Annotated in this window: 17 protein-coding genes, 1 tRNA gene and 1 pseudogene; 8 read left to right on the forward strand and 11 right to left on the reverse strand. The window is 50.0% G+C overall.

What is annotated here, in order from left to right; all coding sequences use genetic code 11:
- Nucleotides 1-11: 11 nt before the first annotated feature.
- Nucleotides 12-596 (forward strand): annotated as a pseudogene (locus DESPR_RS15715) (ATP-binding protein); the annotation flags it as partial.
- A 113-nt stretch (nucleotides 597-709) separates the two neighbouring features.
- On the opposite strand, the gene DESPR_RS15720 reads toward DESPR_RS15715, so the two are convergent.
- The 3 genes from DESPR_RS15720 to DESPR_RS15730 all read right to left on the reverse strand — a co-directional run bounded on the left by DESPR_RS15720 (nucleotide 710) and on the right by DESPR_RS15730 (nucleotide 3,040).
- Nucleotides 710-1,714, reverse strand: coding sequence for an IS3 family transposase (locus DESPR_RS15720; protein WP_245529430.1), 1,005 nt, complete (start codon nucleotides 1,712-1,714; stop codon nucleotides 710-712).
- 35 nt (nucleotides 1,715-1,749) lie between these two features.
- Complete coding sequence (locus DESPR_RS19105) at nucleotides 1,750-2,058, reverse strand: transposase (RefSeq protein ID WP_043770480.1); 309 nt, start codon at nucleotides 2,056-2,058, stop codon at nucleotides 1,750-1,752.
- A 70-nt stretch (nucleotides 2,059-2,128) separates the two neighbouring features.
- A complete protein-coding gene (locus DESPR_RS15730; protein ID WP_015725789.1) occupies nucleotides 2,129-3,040 on the reverse strand; it encodes a restriction endonuclease in 912 nt (303 codons plus the stop codon).
- A 408-nt stretch (nucleotides 3,041-3,448) separates the two neighbouring features.
- Here DESPR_RS15730 and DESPR_RS15735 point away from each other — a divergent pair, with 408 nt between their 5' ends.
- From DESPR_RS15735 to DESPR_RS15750, 5 genes are all read left to right on the forward strand, one after another.
- Nucleotides 3,449-3,772, forward strand: a complete 324-nt coding sequence (locus tag DESPR_RS15735; RefSeq protein WP_015725790.1) for a hypothetical protein — start codon at nucleotides 3,449-3,451, stop codon at nucleotides 3,770-3,772.
- 198 nt (nucleotides 3,773-3,970) lie between these two features.
- A complete protein-coding gene (locus tag DESPR_RS18635; protein WP_169701648.1) occupies nucleotides 3,971-4,306 on the forward strand; it encodes a hypothetical protein in 336 nt (111 codons plus the stop codon).
- Between the two features lie 239 nt (nucleotides 4,307-4,545).
- Nucleotides 4,546-6,501, forward strand: a complete 1,956-nt coding sequence (locus tag DESPR_RS15740; protein WP_015725791.1) for a hypothetical protein — start codon at nucleotides 4,546-4,548, stop codon at nucleotides 6,499-6,501.
- A 3-nt stretch (nucleotides 6,502-6,504) separates the two neighbouring features.
- A complete protein-coding gene (locus tag DESPR_RS15745) occupies nucleotides 6,505-7,242 on the forward strand; it encodes a hypothetical protein (RefSeq protein ID WP_015725792.1) in 738 nt (245 codons plus the stop codon).
- 81 nt (nucleotides 7,243-7,323) lie between these two features.
- A complete protein-coding gene (locus DESPR_RS15750; protein ID WP_015725793.1) occupies nucleotides 7,324-7,605 on the forward strand; it encodes an HU family DNA-binding protein in 282 nt (93 codons plus the stop codon).
- Between the two features lie 26 nt (nucleotides 7,606-7,631).
- On the opposite strand, the gene DESPR_RS15755 is transcribed toward DESPR_RS15750, so the two are convergent.
- A complete protein-coding gene (locus DESPR_RS15755) occupies nucleotides 7,632-8,363 on the reverse strand; it encodes a 4Fe-4S binding protein (protein ID WP_015725794.1) in 732 nt (243 codons plus the stop codon).
- Nucleotides 8,364-8,988: 625 nt separating this feature from the next.
- Here DESPR_RS15755 and DESPR_RS15760 point away from each other — a divergent pair.
- Entirely contained in the window at nucleotides 8,989-10,065 is a 1,077-nt protein-coding gene (locus DESPR_RS15760; RefSeq protein ID WP_218918255.1) for a type IV toxin-antitoxin system AbiEi family antitoxin, read from the forward strand.
- Nucleotides 10,066-10,376: 311 nt separating this feature from the next.
- A complete protein-coding gene (locus DESPR_RS17560) occupies nucleotides 10,377-10,907 on the forward strand; it encodes a hypothetical protein (protein WP_052302145.1) in 531 nt (176 codons plus the stop codon).
- Between the two features lie 481 nt (nucleotides 10,908-11,388).
- Here DESPR_RS17560 and DESPR_RS19345 read toward each other — a convergent pair whose 3' ends face one another.
- The 7 genes from DESPR_RS19345 to DESPR_RS15795 all read right to left on the reverse strand — a co-directional run bounded on the left by DESPR_RS19345 (nucleotide 11,389) and on the right by DESPR_RS15795 (nucleotide 16,651).
- Nucleotides 11,389-11,670: a PIN domain-containing protein gene (locus DESPR_RS19345; protein WP_169701650.1), complete on the reverse strand. Its 282-nt coding sequence runs from the start codon at nucleotides 11,668-11,670 to the stop codon at nucleotides 11,389-11,391.
- Nucleotides 11,667-12,656, reverse strand: a complete 990-nt coding sequence (locus tag DESPR_RS18830) for a hypothetical protein (protein ID WP_015725798.1) — start codon at nucleotides 12,654-12,656, stop codon at nucleotides 11,667-11,669. Before DESPR_RS18830 ends, DESPR_RS19345 begins: the two co-directional genes overlap by 4 nt.
- Before the next feature lie 237 nt (nucleotides 12,657-12,893).
- The gene (locus DESPR_RS15775; protein WP_015725799.1) at nucleotides 12,894-14,045 is read right to left on the reverse strand and encodes a DUF6538 domain-containing protein; all 1,152 of its coding nucleotides are present in this window, start codon (nucleotides 14,043-14,045) and stop codon (nucleotides 12,894-12,896) included.
- A gap of 152 nt (nucleotides 14,046-14,197) precedes the next feature.
- Nucleotides 14,198-14,283 (reverse strand) — tRNA-Leu (locus DESPR_RS15780).
- A gap of 6 nt (nucleotides 14,284-14,289) precedes the next feature.
- Nucleotides 14,290-14,664, reverse strand: coding sequence for a preprotein translocase subunit SecG (gene secG, locus DESPR_RS15785; RefSeq protein WP_015725800.1), 375 nt, complete (start codon nucleotides 14,662-14,664; stop codon nucleotides 14,290-14,292).
- Nucleotides 14,661-15,416, reverse strand: a complete 756-nt coding sequence (tpiA, locus tag DESPR_RS15790; RefSeq protein ID WP_015725801.1) for a triose-phosphate isomerase — start codon at nucleotides 15,414-15,416, stop codon at nucleotides 14,661-14,663. The genes secG and tpiA overlap by 4 nt, the downstream gene beginning before the upstream one ends.
- A 59-nt stretch (nucleotides 15,417-15,475) precedes the next feature.
- Nucleotides 15,476-16,651 (reverse strand): phosphoglycerate kinase, encoded by a 1,176-nt coding sequence (locus tag DESPR_RS15795; RefSeq protein ID WP_015725802.1) that lies wholly within the window; start codon nucleotides 16,649-16,651, stop codon nucleotides 15,476-15,478.
- Nucleotides 16,652-16,656 lie beyond the last annotated feature (5 nt).

Consider the following 16,656-nt stretch of genomic DNA (forward strand, 5'->3'; position numbering starts at 1 on the left):
AAGGAGCAACCATGCAGCCCATGCCCGAATTGACCCCCTTGCTCAAGCAGCTCCGACTCTCCGGTATCCTCGAATCCCTGGCAGCCAGAAACCGCCAGGCCATTGAGGCCAAGCTCGCCTATCCCGAGTTCCTTGCCCTACTCATCCAGGACGAGGTTGCCAGAAGAGACCAGAAAAAGTTCAGCCTCCGGGTCCGACGCGCCGGATTTCGCTCGCAGAAGACCATCGAACAGTTTGATTTCGACTTCAACCCCGGCATCAACCGGGCCTTTATCCAGGAACTGGCCACCTGCCGCTTTGTCGAAGAACCAGCCAATCTCCTCATCGCCGGCCCCTGCGGCACCGGCAAGAGCCATCTCGCCCAGGCGCTCGGCCATTGTGCCGTGCGCCAAGGGCATGAGGTCGTGTTTACAACCCAGACGCAACTGCTCAACGGGCTGCACGCAGCTCGCGCCATGGGCACCTTTGAACGTCGCTTCCAGGCCCTGGTCAGGGTGCCGCTGCTGATCATCGATGATCTGGGGCTCAAACCGCTCAGGCCTCCCCAGGATGAGGACCTGCACGACCTCATAGCCAAACGGCATGAGCGCACAGCTATCCGCAACTGTTCGAAGGTCTACACCGTTCATGATCATATAGCTCGCGGCTGTATGCCTTAAATCGTGCATGTGAAAATTTTCGATGCCGGCTCTTTTTACAGTGTTCCGCCTCAGTTGGAAATGGACAATCTTGCCGTTTGCAGTAAGGACTCCGAAGGAGCCGTATTGTCTTTTTGAGAGAGCATCGGGTTTGCCGACGGCGCCCGAAGCCGTTTTGTCTTCCTCAGTTCTCTGGCCGCTTCCAGTTTCCGGTCCCGCTCTTTGAAAATTTCCTGCTCCCTGCCACTGAGCTTGTCCACTGGAGCCACGTAGCCAATGGCGCTATGCAGCCGGACGTTGTTGTAGTGGGCAATGAACTTCTCCACCATCCTCGGGGCGTCGTCAAGGGAAAGCGGTACGCCGGGGCGAATGCACTCTCCCTTGATGGTGGCATGAAATCGCTCCAACTTGCCGTTGGACTGCGGATAGTACGGTGATGTCCGCACGTGCGTCATGCCGGAGAGCCGGATGAATTCCTTGAAATCCTTGGCAATGAATTGCGGGCCGTTATCGGAGATGATCCGAGGCCGGGCTTCGGGGTATTTCTCCTTGGCCCGTTGGACAATGATCTCCACATCCTGCTCCGTCATCTGCTCCCGGATCTCCCAATGAACGATGAAACGGCTGCAGCCGTCGAGCAGGCTGCATAGATAATAAAAGGTGCCGCAGATATTGAGATGTGACACATCGATATGCCAATGTTCATGAGGACGAAGCGGTTGCACGAAGCCATTTCCCTTGGCGCTGTTTTTTCGGTTCCACTTCTTGAGCAAACCGGCCTTGGCCAAGACTCGCCAGGTACTACTCGGACTGACGGCAACAATGTCCCGATCAAGCATCATGAACGTCAACCGCCGATACCCTTCCAGGGGATGATCGAGCGCAAACCGGATGATGGCCTCCTGCTCCCAGGACTCCAGCCAGAAGTCACGAGGGATTAGACCGTTATGTTCGTTTGCCTTGCCGCAACGGCCAATCCAGGCGTAAAATTTACTCCGCGCCACGCCAAGCCAGACGATGAGCCTGTTGGTGGGTATTTCTGCTTTTGCACTCCACCGGCGACTGAAATCAACCACGGCATCGCGGGTGTCATGGGGAACCCAACCGCCATTCAGAGCTCCCCAAGTTCTTTTTTTAACTGGATATGCTCCTCCAGCAGTTCCGAAAGCACTTCATGTTTCCGGCGCAATTTCTCCTCAAGCTCACGAATGCGCTTCTCCTCCGCCTGCTGTTTGCTCTTTCCTTCACGGGCAAACGCTGAAGCCCCTTTTTCAAAGAACTGCTTCTGCCAATCGTAAAAAATCTTCGGCTGCAATTGGTATTCGTCGCACAAATCCGAAACCGCCTCTCGGCCAACCAAGTGCCGTTTCAGGATAAAGACCTTCTCTTCAGGGCTGTAGTTGTGACGCTTCTTTCGCATGGACTTCCCTCCGTTCATGATGGTTTATCATAAACGGCAGGATTGTCCTATTCCTGTTGAACCAAGACAACTACCCTTCAAGAAAGAAATCCGAATCAATTCTTTTCACGTCATACCGCTCAATCGTCGCAACACCCAGATCATAGTCAATCATCAGGTCAACCAGCTTGTTCCCATCAATGAGCACCACTCGTGGATCGATGGTCGCCACATATTGCTCCGCATCTCTCGTAAAACTGGAAGTTGTGATAAAGACACCTCTCTTGGCCCTCTGTCCGTGCAACGCGCCGACAAATTTTTGGATTTCGGGACGGCCCACAACACCTTGCCATCGCTTTGCCTGGATGTAAATGACATCAAGGCCGAGTTTGTCCTCCTTGATGATGCCGTCGATGCCTCCGTCACCGGTTTTGCCAACAGCCATTCCTGCATCTTTGATCGAACCACCGTATCCCATTCTCACGAGTAGTTTGATGACCAACTGTTCGAAAAATGCTGGTGAGTTGGCGGATATCAAAGAGAGCAGCTCAGCGGCCAAGTTCCCGCGCATTTCCTGGTAAGCGGCTTCGAAGGTTTCTTCAGGAGTGGCAATTTTCTCAGAATCGTCATTTGTATCCGCTTTTGCATCTGCGCCACCGTTCTGCTGATGGAACGCCACGAATTCAGGATATTGCTTTAGGTGTTGAACGCGCAGTGTTACCGGCTTCGATGCCAGCAGCTCCTTGCCACGTTCAGTAATACAAAAGACTCCGCGTTTCGGGCTTTCCAGCAACAGTGCCTTGGCGAGATACGCACGCGCCCATGCAATCCGATTCTTATATACGGCCTGTTTTCCGCTGGGCAACATTTCAAGCATGTCGGCATCTGTCAGTTTGAAATGGTTTGCTAACGCCTCATAGGCTTCTTTCAGGCTATGAACATTGCCGTCACTGGAGAGTTGGAGCATTGGCAAAAAGAACGACTGGAAATCCGGTACCGCCACAATTCTCCTCCTTTTGAAAGCCATCAGCTTAAAACAACAACATTTTTTTATACAGGTTCATCCGCTTTTAGCAACGGCTATGTGAGATTTGGTCGGAATTAAAATCTTCCATAAAATGTCGTTGTTATAAAATGCAGCAAAAGGATTGAGCTGTATCCAGCTTGAATCAATAGAGAAAATTTGACCAGTTCGCCAGAGGCTCATGACCTCCGAACGGCGATGAGGTCATAAGACTCTGGAAAAACTGCCCACCTCCTCACGCGACAATAATCGTAAAAATATTCAATAATTTTATCCAGTTTTAATCACCCGTTCCATCTTCTATGTACCTGATATTATCAACCACCTTCCGCGTAGACATTCTCCGCGCGGAGAACGGAAAAATCAAATCAACAGAGGATGTTAATTATGGGAACGCACAAGTTTGAAGCCGATGTCAACAAGCACATTTGGGATGATATTTCCGATGAAGTGTTCGAGGAATACCTGGAGCGAACATTCATCGCCAACATCATTGAAAATGCCATCTATGAAAATCGCGCTCGGTGGGATGTGCCGAGTGTTTTTCAGTGGTGGCGTGTTGGAAAATGTTTTGCGATGGCTGCATTTGCCGCCGGTGAGGTCATTGTCGAAACGCCTCTCGGCACTCTTTGGGGTCGTCAAACGTGCGGGCAGCCAGTGTATCAGGATCTCAATGTTCAAGACATCTTGACTGCAATGCACAGCGCTTGATCGATCCACAAACGGACCGGCTGCTGAGCTAAAGTGGCCGATCCGTTGTCAGATTATTTCATTAAAAATTATTTGAATTTTATTTAGATAAAACAGCAGATTGAGGCGTCTTCAGCTTATTAGATATTATCAACAATCTTTTGTGTGCGGACCTGTTGCGCACGGAAGCAACATTCAATCTTTACCGAGGTATTAATTATGACAACTTTCGAATTATCTACTGCCGTTAAAAGTCATATTCTGTACAACGTGACTAGTCAGGTCATGCGTGAATTTGATGAAGAAACTGAATTAGCAACAGAAATAAATGGAACAATTGAAACCTTGGGTAACCCGGACACAAATTCTGCTGATTATGAATGGTGGCTCGTGTCCAGCGATTTTGCCTATGCTGCGATAGAAGCAGCGGAAATTATCGTTGTTACACCATATGGTGCCATATGGGGACGTGATCCTCACGGGCCATTATTAGCGCTCGATGAAATCGTACGAGAAATTATGAAAACTATTCATCAAGCTAACACGCAAAACTGACAGGTCGGCAGCCGGTATGGTTCACGATATCGGCTGTTGATTCATTTTCTCCTCATCTTCTCTCCTCTGTTTCGTTTCCAGATATTTCCATTTCAGGCACTGAAATACCGCCGACCGAACCCAAGCATGTGATTTACACCTCTGGAAATCACTGCTCGGTCGGCCTGACACTTACCAGGTAACGACACGTACCTGTAAGGGTCTGTTCACACTAATCTTTCATCACAACACCGCATCCAATGGCTTCCACCAAAATCGCTAAGCTCTGGGTGAACCACGTCAGCATGACCGGTGATCCATCACGACACATGGCTTATCTCATAGACGGCCACCAACTAGCTCCAGACGGACGTCCGCAGATTTGGACCAAATCGCTGCCGAAAAACTGCAAAACCGATAATGCAACGCTGGTTGCACACTGGCGTGGAATCCATGACCAGTTCCTGTCCGAACGTGCCACGCCTGGCAGCATGATTCACCACAACGCGAAAATCACCGTTCGACAGTTCGTTATCAACCTACCGAATTGCATCAGCGACGAGCAGGTGAACAAACTCGCAAAAGCAGTGCTTCAAGATTTTCCGCGCCACATTCCCGTATCAATGGTTCTGCACAAGACATCTAACCGAGGCAAACAACATACGCATTTGCAAGGGTTGTTTTCGTATCGAAACGGTGGTTACGGAGCGATTAACGACGAATTCCGTCTCAACATCACCGGATTGATGAAATGGACCGTCAGGCGTGAGTTGACCAATCTCGGCTATGAGGTTGACCAAGGCTCACCAGGGTGCGGGATCAATACCAAAGAACGCCGATGGCTCAACGCTCAAGGAACTGTTGAGCAACGACGTAACCCACGAATTATGACAGCTCTTTCAGAAAAAGCAGAAAGCCCACGACTCAAAGCCTATTGTGCCAAACAAGCGGAAGTGATGACTGCTCGTGTTTCGTCACTATCTGTGTCCGTCGATGACACATTAAAAATTATGACCACGATGGAAACAATAACCGATCTTCTCGTTACCTATACTCAGCACGATAATTCCCAGCGGGGGCAATCCGGCGGTGATCAACCGCAGGCGGCTAATCAGCCTTTGACCCAGCAGCAATTAGAACTTGCACTCATGGAGTGCGAGAAAATGGCAGCATACGAAGAAAAATTCAAAGAATATCAAGTTTTAAAGCAGCGATCCCGCAATACGAACGTGCCTATAACCGTATTGATCAAATTTAAGGAGCGTCCCTTCCGGGCTCATTTAATTTCGTTGTACAGCAATGGATCACCACTGTCGGAGTTAGCCGAGTATGTGGCCATTTTCTATGGTGTTGTTGGATTGTCACCACAGACTTTGAGAAAAATCCTGCAAAGATGCGACAAGGAAGCATGGGCCGCAGCAACGGAAAGTTATCAAAATCACCGTCAAGTCAAGCCAAGTTGCAAGAACGCTCCCTCTCCACTTCAGGAGAATGAAATGCGACATCACATTACTTTTGACGGCCTGAGTATACTTGACGCCGGGAAATCGGTTCCCCCGATACAAATATCCCATGGTGACATCGGAACTCCACCAGTACTCGATGGATCGGTCACGGATTATCTAGTCCGATGGCATCCAAGACTGAGGTCACTGGCTCTTGATTTCATCATGCGCCAGCATGCGCTACTTTTTCCCTATGAGGACGGCGACGAAGCGCGTGCTCGACTGGAAACTTTGATGAGTGATCGGTGCGCGGTTCCAGTGCATGATGAGACAGCGCCCGATGGACTCTGGCGGCATGGTGATGCTCTCAGGCTGGAATTGGCATTAAAAGCTCCAGCGTTCAAGATCATTAATCATGATCCGAAATCATTAATCGAATTCGCGGTTACCGAGATGATTCGTAACGCTTACCGCCGGTTGCACGCGCTGGAGAAACCGCTGACGGAATGGTTCTTCTCAGTTTTCCTCCAGACATCGCAACCAACGCAAATCCCGTTTGATGTGCTTTATACTCATGCAATTGAACAGACGCGTCCGACACCGGCGGAAGCATCAAAGATAATGAGGGAGAATGCCATCTTTTGGAAAGCCGAACTCCAATCGCTTGGCAACCAGTACCTGATGGCAACGGTGCCAGATCCTCGATTGATGACCTTGCAAAATGCAGCGCTTTATCAGCAATTAAAACGATTTCTCGGCGAGGAGACGTGAATCATGGCATCCAAAACAGCAGCAACTGATTTGAGCTACGAACAGCTCTTGGAAATGATCTCGGCTTTTCAGTGGATGCCGGAACTAAAGCGACTTCGGTTTGCGTTGGACCAAGACCGAGATAACGGCCCAGGAAATCCAATCTACGGTTGCCTGCATCATCTCGCGCCCGGTATCGAGCGGATGGAAAGGCGCGGATCATTGACCTGCCATGAAATTCATCTGTTTTTGATCGAATTGGCACAGCGATACGAGCTTGTGCAGCAGATCGATGCGAAAAGCCTGGTCACGGAGGTCAACCGACTCGTGCAAACCCTTAGTGTCGATTTGGTCATGCTTGGTGTTGGAAATGCCTACGTGACCGGGTTCGTATTGTTGCTCCGGTCACGAGCGCCTATCGAGTGGAATCGGTTTTGTGACTATGTTGAGAGGCAGGAATGGAAAGTCAACCTGTCGACCGTGGGTGCTCAATCACCTGCGCCTTCGGAAACGATCATTAACGCCGAAGATGATGTTTCGATTGAACCGACGGTAACCGCGCCGAGCTTGAGGGGATTGGCTCGCGCATTTGATAATCCAGAATTTGCAGCCTATGCGGATTCGGTTTTGAATGGTTGTCGAAGCCATAATCAGACCGAAGAAGATCAAGAAGGCATTGCAGAAAACAAGCTAAATCTCCGCGCGGAGACCGGCACCGGCAAATCCTATCAATGGCGATTCAAGAAATTTGGGTTACGGTAATTCATGTTTTGAAATATAAATTCGGCATGATAGCATCAAGTTTATAATTAAAGATTAGCATCCCAGAGGACTCGTGCCGATATGACAAAATCTGATTTGATTCAGGCTTTAGCTGAGCAGATGAACTTACCCGTGAAGGACGCCAAATCCATCGTCGATACCATCATTGGTACGATGGTCGACGCGCTTGCGGAAGGTCGCGGAGTCGAGTTGCGAGGTTTTGGAAGTTTTCAGGTCCGAGAATATGAAGGCTATACTGGTCGAAATCCTAAGACAGGCGAACAGATCAAGGTGGCACCGAAAAAGCTGCCGTTCTTCAAGGTCGGCAAGGACCTGCGGGACCGGATCAACAGCGAGCAGTAGATCAACAGGCATTGTGGTACACGAGTCTACTCGCGTGAACCAAAAGCCTTCGCACCATTCGGGCACGTCTTGACGCAAGCGCAGCACCTGATGCACAATTCTTTAGATGTCGATACGGGATTTTCTCTGTCAATAGCGCCAGTTGGGCAGACAAGAGCACATTCTCCACATCGGGAACAAAGCGCCTCGTTCACCGATGGTGCTATGCTTGCCCGCATCTGAACCTCTTTGTACGGGAAATTCCCAGGGACGTAGAGGGGTTCATTTGGGATGTTACTCGCGGTCTGGATTTTCTTGAGAATGGCTTGTCCAAACGCGTGAGCTTTTACCATATCTTCAGTGTCAGGCTGATCAATGGCAATTGGCTTGTTAGAAGTAGAATAGGAATGCTCGCCGACAAATGCTCCGGCGGCAATGGGTTTGAAACCGGCCTCAATGGCAACATTCCTTAGCTCGATGAGTGCATCTTCGTAGGCCCGATTGCCGTAAACAACGATAAGGACAGCGGGCTTGCCGTTACCTTTTATTTGTTTAAACCGGGAGAGCATGACAGAAGGCAGTCTACCCGCGTAGACTGGTGCGCCGATAATTGCCACGTCTTGATTGAATTCTTGGCGCATCTGTCCGGTTGCACCTGGAGGAGTCAGGTCAAAATACTGCTTTGATGTCGGTTGCAGTCCTTGAGCAATACCCTCGACTATTTTCCTGGTCGTATTTGTTGGAGAAAAGAAGATCAGGCTCGTCGATTCGATATTCATATTTGCCTCAAAATTTCAACTGGTCCTTTTCATTGTTTAACCAACAAATGTTGGGTGATTAACTGCGCGATACTTCCGTGCCATCGTCTCAATGTCGTGCTACATCGCACCAGGCTGTTAATTTGATCTCACTATAACAAATAGCGTCAACGGTAGCGGTATGCGCTTCCACTGCTCCAAAAGCCCATAGCCGATGCCTGTATCGGGTCACAATATTTAAATCCACGGCTAGCCGTTCTTCACGCTGCAAGTTTGATGTTTCCATAATCATTGCTCCAATTGCAGCATGGAGCGGCTTGAGATTCGCTTGGGGTTTTTTATTACGAGATATCTTGCGGTGATATTGGTTTTGGTCTGTAATTTATCGTAATAATATGAGAATTTTATTTCTTGATCCGCATGGGAAACATGCTTATTTATTTTACAAATAAGCATGTTTCCCATGCGGCATAACTCCTCTCTGTAAACCTTGCTTTTTTCTAAATTTCCTTTGTTTTTTCATTTAGTTGTGCCTGCCTAGGCCGCATCAAAGAGATTAATGTCACTCTGTCTGATGCACCGATCATGAGATCATTCGGCTCCCGTAGCTTGGCGATACCGGTTCATCGCTTGGAGAGTTTGACTTTTGTTCATTTTTTATGTATGTTCAAAATTAATGAACACTGATAAAAATGAACATAACCATGAAGGCGGTATCGCTATCCTTCGTCAAGCGATGGAAGCTTTGGCGGAGTTGGTCCATTTCCAATACGAGGTGGAGCCGACTCGCGATCATGTCGACGAACGGTACGATTGTATCATTCGGGTTAAAAATTACGATACGGAACTCCGGTGGTGTGTTGAAGTGAAAAATCGGCTCACAAAAGGGGACGAGCTTAAAGCTCTCCGCTGGAAGGAGAACGCAAAATATCCTCTTCTGTTGGCAACCAAATACATTCCTCCCCAGGCGGCATTTAGATTGAGAGAAAATGGCATCCAATTCGTTGATACGGTTGGCAATGCTTTTATCAATCAACCACCGCTGTTCATCTTTGTGCAAGGCAATAAACCGAAACCCGGAGAAATAGTGGCGGCGCCTGCTGCTCGTCTTTTTAAGGGGGTCGGTTTAAAAATCGTGTACCTCCTGTTGTGTCGACCGGAACTCGTTGTAAGGCCGTATAGAGAGCTGGCTGATATGGCAGGTGTCGCCTTGGGAACAGTGAACGTTACGGTGATGGAATTGATCAAGAAAGGCTTCATTCTCGATATGGGAAAGAAAGGGAAGAAGCTCTTGGATACAAAGACTCTCTTCGACCGCTGGATTGCGGCGTACCCTGACAATCTCAAGCCGAAGTTATTGTTGGGACGATTCCGAGGTGATGGTGACTGGTGGAAGGATGCTCAGCTAGATCCCGTGTACGCTCAGTGCGGAGGAGAAGTTGCCGCAGCGAAACTGACCGGATATTTGAAACCAGGCGCGGTCACGCTATATGTCGATAAAAATCGTTTGCCTGAACTGGTAATCACAAACAGGTTGAAAAAAGACCCACAAGGCAACGTTGAGATACTTCAACGATTCTGGCCACCAAAGAACGGTTTCGGTGAAGGTGATACCGTTCATCCGATCCTTGTCTATGCAGACCTACTCGCGCTAGGCGAACAACGAACCATGGAAACCGCACAGATTCTCTATGAGCGATATCTCGATAAATATTTCGAGTAGTATTGAATCCGACAGGGTGGCCGTTCTCAGGAGTATCCAGGAAGTTGCTCAAGAACTTGGCATACATTTCATAGCGGTGGGAGCTTTTGCTCGTGACCTGATTTTCGAGCACTTTCATCGCATTCCAGCACCGCGATTGACGGAAGACATTGATATTGGTGTTGAGGTCGCAAGTTGGGAAGATTTCCATCGGTTGACAAGCATTTTGATCGACCGCGGACTCTTTGCAGCGACAAGGGCCGCATCGATTCACCGACGTAACCAGTGCCGCCATCGTCGATATCGTACCCTATGGAAGGATAAGCGATGAAATGAAACGGATAAGTTGGCCACCGGACCATGACATGGTCATGAGTATGCTCGGTTTTGAGGAGGCTTATCAATCTGCATTAACGGTACGTATCAACAACGAACCTCCCTTAGATGTTCTGGTTCCATCAATACCGGCTTTGGCGCTTATGAAAATAATCTCTTGGGATGACGCGTACCCAAGGCGCGAGCGAGATGCTCAGGATCTTCTTTTCATCATGGAAAACTACGGAAACGCCGGGATTGAGGATGAACTGTACGATTCTCATGTGGATATGCTTACTGAAGAGAAATTTGATACCAGGCTTGCTTCAGTTCGAATCCTCGGGAGAGACATTGCGCGATTGGGTAGTCCGGAGACAATAAGGGCCGTAGAAGAAATTCTGACCTGTGAGACTGATGAAGATAACGGTTTCAGAATGCTCTCGGATATGGCCAAAGGATCAATGCGTCAAGGGACCAGGTTTGTGGCTGCTCTACAACTCCTACGGAAACTCTTGCAAGGAATTCAAGAGAGCAAGCCGAAGGCGTGAGCGGTCAAAATTAACTTTTCGTTTAACCTCTAGGGCTCACTCAAGGTTACCTTTCTCCGCGCGGAGATTTTGAATTACCGCAGTGTCTGGCTTAGTGGAGGCAATGACTTATCGATAAAAAAAATGCAGATGAATTCTGATGTCGTCGAGCGGTGTGTTATCGGTAGCGTAGAGGCGCGGCAGCTTGGCTAATCGTTTGGGGGGTGGAATGTTGTACATGTCCTGTATCTCTTTGGATTGAGGCTCAAATTGATAGTTCCAATTGATGGATTTATCTTAGAAACCTCAGTCGGGTTTGACAGGGCTATTTGATATCTCGCCGAAATAATAAGAAAATTTCTACGATCCGGGCTGTTCTGTTATCAGTTTTAACGCTGATATACCCTGAAAGTGTTTTGCATTGTGCGTGACCAACGGCACTTTATGGCGAAGAGTGCATGCTGCTATCCAAGCATCATTCGGGTCTATAGGGTTACCGTTTCTATTTCTCTCTGAGACGAGACGAGACGAGACGACCATAACACCTTGCGATTTCATGATCATACGGAATAACGACAAAATTTCTTAGAGTCGTTTCAAGGCTGTTACGCTTAGTACTCCCCCAATTGGCTTTCTCGGCCCCGTAATACAGTTCACCGACAGTAATAAATGAAATAGCCAAAAGGCGACCGTGGCAATGCGGAGCATAAGCATGAGCAAGCGGAACGCCTTTCATCATGTACGAGACTATACAGGTATCGAGGATAATCTTAGCATCGCTCATGATTTTCCCGCACCTCCTTGTCGAGAATGCCTCAACACGTCGATTGCATCTTCAAATCCGTCGTCTGCTTCACCCGGCCACGTACCGAATAGCACCCCAACGTCGATCAACGGTTTAACATTTTGGGCAAACGCTAATTCATCAAGCGAGGGAGATTCCCAGAAGTCATTGGAAATCGGCGTTCCCAACGGAAGTAAATCCATGGCTTCATTATCACGGTCCTCAAGCCGTTCTATGTCATGAATTTTAATGCTCGCTATTTTTTCGGTAACAGGGTCCTCTTTGGCCTCACCTACAATCCGTACAAATTGAAGAATATTTTCTAATACCTCGTCTTTTTGATCTTCTTTAAATAAACAAAGTACGGGTTCGCCGACTGACGGATGTATGCGGCATCTGGTGCCGTGCTCTTTAAAATCCGCCATAAGAAGGCGACCTTCAATAGTCCGGATATTGGTCTGTGGTCCTTTGATTCTCTCTTGGATTCTATTAAATCCTTCAAACGTAAAACTGGTTTCTAGCGGTGTTTTGCGGTTATTTAGTTTGAAAGCGATATTATCGATGCCTTGAGAAAATAGAACCCCAGCATCACGCCAAGCCATTAGTACACCCGTGTCATAGCCAGGCGGTAAAGAATCATCGGGATATTGGCAAAGATCTAAACCAGCTATCGCTTTTTCAATAATTTCTTGTCCAAAATCAAATCCTGGAAGAGCATGTTGTGTTTGACATCGTTCAAATCCGAGAACCGCAGCTGGACTCCCATGAGTAAGCAATACTAAGTCCAGAGCCACTTCTTCTTTTATACTACCTGGCTGTCTCCCACGTTTTATGCTCTCTGACTCTCCCAGTAAAACCAACCCGGTTCGGTGCAATGCTTTGTTTAGATTGTTGAGGAATCGCAAGAGGTGTTGGACCGGAATTCGTCCAGGCCCGACAGCCTTACCATCGAAGCGGATTGTTAGATAAGGTTCATTGTCAATCATGACGAACCTCCCTTGAATGAATTCAGGGCACTGAACCTAGCTAGATTCGGGCACCGGAAAAATACGTATCTGGAATCGTTGTTGATGACTCAAATTAATATAACGAATCGACAGGCCAATATCACACTATTTTGACAGGATTTTTTCAACGTTATTCCCAGAGCCCGTTAGCATTCACTGGTTGTTGCAGGCTACCCGGCTCCCGAAAAAAATCATCTCGCTTGGTGCTCCAGGCCGTCAATTTGATACGTCATCGAACAGCTTTAATCCGCGCCTCCGTTCCGCGAACGGAACCAATCCTGAATCAACCAGCACCCGGTGTAATGGCACAATTCGCTTGGCATTGCTGTTTTTCAGCCGTTTATCACCACGGTCATTAACGTCAATGCACCAGGTTCCGTCTGTGTTGACAATGTCATCACCGTCAAGCTGAGCAATCTCACTCTGGCGCATACCAGTGAAACAGGCAATTAAGGGTATCCAGAATTTCGACGGCTCGTCCGGTATTCTTGGCAGGTTCTCAATGATGACCTTGATGTCCGCGTCCGATACCGCAGGCCGTTCCGCGTCGTCACTCTTCTGGATTTTCAACACTGCCTTCTTGAACGGGTGGCTGTCGATCAGCGTATTGGTCACGGCCCAGTTAAAGAGTGTGGCAACATCGATCAGCCGCATGTTGACGGTCTTGACGGAGAGCAACTCATCCGCTGGCCGTTCAATCTCGATGATCTCGTCAATTGTCATGCCATGATATTCTTTCCGATTGATACACTTCGGCATCCGTTGCAGGCAGTCCCGATACCGGAGCTTGTCCTCGACGCTGTACTGATCAATCGGCTTATCAGTGACAATCTCCATGAATCGGATCAAGTTTTTCTCAATGCCGCGCGCAATATCCTGTCCGCGCTGATCGGTGACCTCTGTAATGTACAAACGGATCAGTTCGCTGAGTGGGATTCGCTGACTGGCCGATATAATAGGTGGGGTGAGTGGAATAGCTGCGGGTTCTGGTTCAGCCGTTGACGCGGACTGCTGTTCCTCGACGATTGCCGATTCAGCATTGTACACTTTATTCCAAAGCTCTTTTTCGCGGTCTCGAATGGTCGGTGGGGAATCTAACCTTTCTAATACGGTAAGCTCGACCAGCTGGCCGGTGGGATTTACACATGCCATCTCAGCTTTGAAATGGCTCAGGCGTAACGACTCGAATACCTGCTCGGCTGCGGCCACATACTGACGGCACCGGCGCAGGGCAACGGTCTTGCTCCGAGTCCGCAGCGATTTTTTCAGCTCAGTACGCTTGAAGATCGGCTGAAGGTCGGTGGGGATCCTCATGCGGAAGTAATAAATGGATTCTAAACTTTGGAAAAAATAGGCTGGATTGCGCATCTCGTCTCCTAAAATCAATGATTTGCGAGAAAACGTAATGCGCAAAAATGTGTACAGCCAAGATAATCGGATTATCTCGGCTGTTACATGTTGCTCGAAAAAAAAAGGATTTCAGAGTGTTATGAAATAACCATCTGAAATCCTTTTGTATATGGTGCCGAAGGCGAGACTCGAACTCGCACGACCGTGGGCCACTACCCCCTCAAGATAGCGTGTCTACCAATTCCACCACTTCGGCAATATTTCACTGCTGACCGGATGCGTCTGCTTTCTCCTGAGGCGCTTGCGGCCCTGCTGCTTTTTCGGCTGGCAACGGCACCGCAACCGGTTGTTGCTGCGCCGGAATCTGCTGCTCTTGGACCTTGAGATCACTCATCACCGAGCCAGAGCTCTTATTGGCGGACAGATAGGCCAAGGTGACCGAGGTTCCCATGAACACGATGGCCGCCAACGTGGTGATTTTGTTCAACAGCGGCACAGGCCCCTCGGTACCAAAAAGCGACTGGCTCGAACCGCCGAACGACGCCCCAATGTCCGCACCTTTCCCGTGCTGCAACAACACGATGCAGATCAGAAACAGGCAGACAATGACATGAACGACAATGAGTATAGTTGTCATCGAAATCGGGCAATCCGGTCAAACGATTCGGCCTTCAAGGCGGCGCCACCAACAAGCGCGCCATCGATATCCGGCTGCGCCATCAGGTCATCAATATTATCAGGTTTAACCGAGCCACCATACAGTATCCTCACCGTTTCGGCAACAGTTTTCTCGTACATGGCCGCCAGTAATTGACGGAGAAAAGCATGCACCTCCTGCGCCTGCTCCTTGCTGGCCGTCTTGCCGGTACCAATGGCCCAGACCGGCTCGTAGGCAAGCACCACGCACTCCATCTGCGCACTGTTCACGGCCTGCAACCCTTCGCGCACCTGGGTGTCGAGCACGGCAAAGGTCTTGCCGGCCTCACGATCCGCCAGTGTTTCGCCAATGCACAGGATCGGTCGAATATCGCCATCGAGGGCGCCGTGCAGGCGACGATTGATCATGGCGTTATCCTCGCCGAAGATATGTCGTCGCTCGGAATGACCGATAATCGCCAGGCTCACCCCCAGATCCTTGAGCATGGGCGAAGAAATTTCACCGGTATAGGCGCCCTCCCTGTCCCAGGCAATATTTTGCGCCCCAACTTGCAGGCCGGAGCCCTTGACCGCCGCGCAGACCGCGGCCAACGAGGTGAAGGACGGGGCAATCATGATGTCGCGGTCCGGGCAGGCGGCGCAGGTAGGTGCCACGGCCTGAGCCAATTGCACCGCCTCGGCGAGGGTCAGATGCATCTTCCAATTGCCTGCGATAAAAGGACGCCTCTCCATGGAAATCTCCTTATTCTGAGCTGTCACTCTTGGGAACTTGTGATCCGTTTGTGGTCGTGTCAGTCCAGCGCCTTGATCCCCGGTAGCACCTTGCCTTCCATCAATTCGAGGAAGGCACCGCCGCCGGTCGACATGTAGGAAATGTTGCTGGCCTCGCCGGAAAGCGTGATGGCGGCGTTGGAATCACCGCCGCCGGTGACGCTCAGTGCATGCGAAGCAGCCACGGTATGGGCCAAGGCCATGGTACCCCGGGCAAAGGCATCCATCTCAAAAGCACCCATGGGACCGTTCCAGACGATGGTCTTGGCATCGGCCAGCACCTCGTTGAAACAGATCACCGAGGCTGGACCAATATCCAGGGCCATCCACCCTTCGGGAATATCCTGGATGGTCACTTGTTTGCAGATCGCGTCCGGCGCAAAACGATCGGCGACAATCACATCCACCGGCAGATAGATGTTGATGTTCTTTTCCTTGGCCTGACGCAGCAGCTCGGCAGCCGTGCTCAACAAATCGTCCTCCACCTTGGAGGCGCCGACCGCGTACCCCTGGCTCTTGAGGAAGGTATTGGCCATGGCCCCGCCGATGATCATCTTGTCGACCCGCCCCAGCATGTTGCGCAGGGCCTCAAGCTTGCCCGACACCTTGGCGCCACCGACAATGGCCACCAGCGGCCGCTGCGGGATTCCGATTGAGCGTTGGAAGTACTCCACTTCCTTCTGGAGAAGGAATCCGGCGGCCTTTTCAGCCACGTGCAGGGTGACACCCACCACCGAGGCGTGGGCCCGATGGGAGACGGCAAAGGCATCGTTGACATAGACATCGGCCAGCATGGCCAACTGCCGGGAAAATTCCGGGTCGTTTTTTTCTTCCTCGGGATGAAAGCGCAAATTCTCCAACATGAGGATCTCGCCATTTTTCACCTGCTCAACCGCCGTCACGACATCAGGACCAACGCAATCCGGGGCCAGCGGTATGGGTTGCCCCAGCAGGGCTGCGGTGTATGCCGCCACCGGGGCCAGGGAATATTTCTCCACCCGCTGTCCTTTTGGCCGTCCCATGTGGGTGCAGACAATGACCCGCGCCTTCTGTTCCAGCAGATAGCGCAATGTCGGCAATACGGTGCGAATACGCAGATCATCGGTGATCTCGCCCGCCTCGTTCATCGGCACGTTGAAATCAACCCGCACCAGCACCCTTTTTCCCGTCAGTTCAAGTTCTCGCAGTGTTTTCATGGATT

The organism is Desulfobulbus propionicus DSM 2032, from assembly GCF_000186885.1.
Lineage (GTDB): Bacteria > Desulfobacterota > Desulfobulbia > Desulfobulbales > Desulfobulbaceae > Desulfobulbus > Desulfobulbus propionicus.

Excerpts from the sequence above, each read along its gene's own strand:
- DESPR_RS19105 (WP_043770480.1), bottom strand. The coding sequence starts at position 2,058 with ATGCGAAAGAAGCGTCACAACTACAGCCCTGAAGAGAAGGTCTTTATC.
- DESPR_RS15775 (WP_015725799.1), bottom strand. The coding sequence starts at position 14,045 with ATGCGCAATCCAGCCTATTTTTTCCAAAGTTTAGAATCCATTTATTAC.
- tpiA (WP_015725801.1), bottom strand. The coding sequence starts at position 15,416 with ATGGAGAGGCGTCCTTTTATCGCAGGCAATTGGAAGATGCATCTGACC.
- DESPR_RS15740 (WP_015725791.1), top strand. The coding sequence starts at position 4,546 with ATGGCTTCCACCAAAATCGCTAAGCTCTGGGTGAACCACGTCAGCATG.
- DESPR_RS15735 (WP_015725790.1), top strand. The coding sequence starts at position 3,449 with ATGGGAACGCACAAGTTTGAAGCCGATGTCAACAAGCACATTTGGGAT.
- DESPR_RS15750 (WP_015725793.1), top strand. The coding sequence starts at position 7,324 with ATGACAAAATCTGATTTGATTCAGGCTTTAGCTGAGCAGATGAACTTA.
- DESPR_RS17560 (WP_052302145.1), top strand. The coding sequence starts at position 10,377 with ATGAAACGGATAAGTTGGCCACCGGACCATGACATGGTCATGAGTATG.
- secG (WP_015725800.1), bottom strand. The coding sequence starts at position 14,664 with ATGACAACTATACTCATTGTCGTTCATGTCATTGTCTGCCTGTTTCTG.
- DESPR_RS18830 (WP_015725798.1), bottom strand. The coding sequence starts at position 12,656 with ATGATTGACAATGAACCTTATCTAACAATCCGCTTCGATGGTAAGGCT.
- DESPR_RS15755 (WP_015725794.1), bottom strand. The coding sequence starts at position 8,363 with ATGAATATCGAATCGACGAGCCTGATCTTCTTTTCTCCAACAAATACG.
- DESPR_RS18635 (WP_169701648.1), top strand. The coding sequence starts at position 3,971 with ATGACAACTTTCGAATTATCTACTGCCGTTAAAAGTCATATTCTGTAC.
- DESPR_RS19345 (WP_169701650.1), bottom strand. The coding sequence starts at position 11,670 with ATGAGCGATGCTAAGATTATCCTCGATACCTGTATAGTCTCGTACATG.
- DESPR_RS15745 (WP_015725792.1), top strand. The coding sequence starts at position 6,505 with ATGGCATCCAAAACAGCAGCAACTGATTTGAGCTACGAACAGCTCTTG.
- DESPR_RS15795 (WP_015725802.1), bottom strand. The coding sequence starts at position 16,651 with ATGAAAACACTGCGAGAACTTGAACTGACGGGAAAAAGGGTGCTGGTG.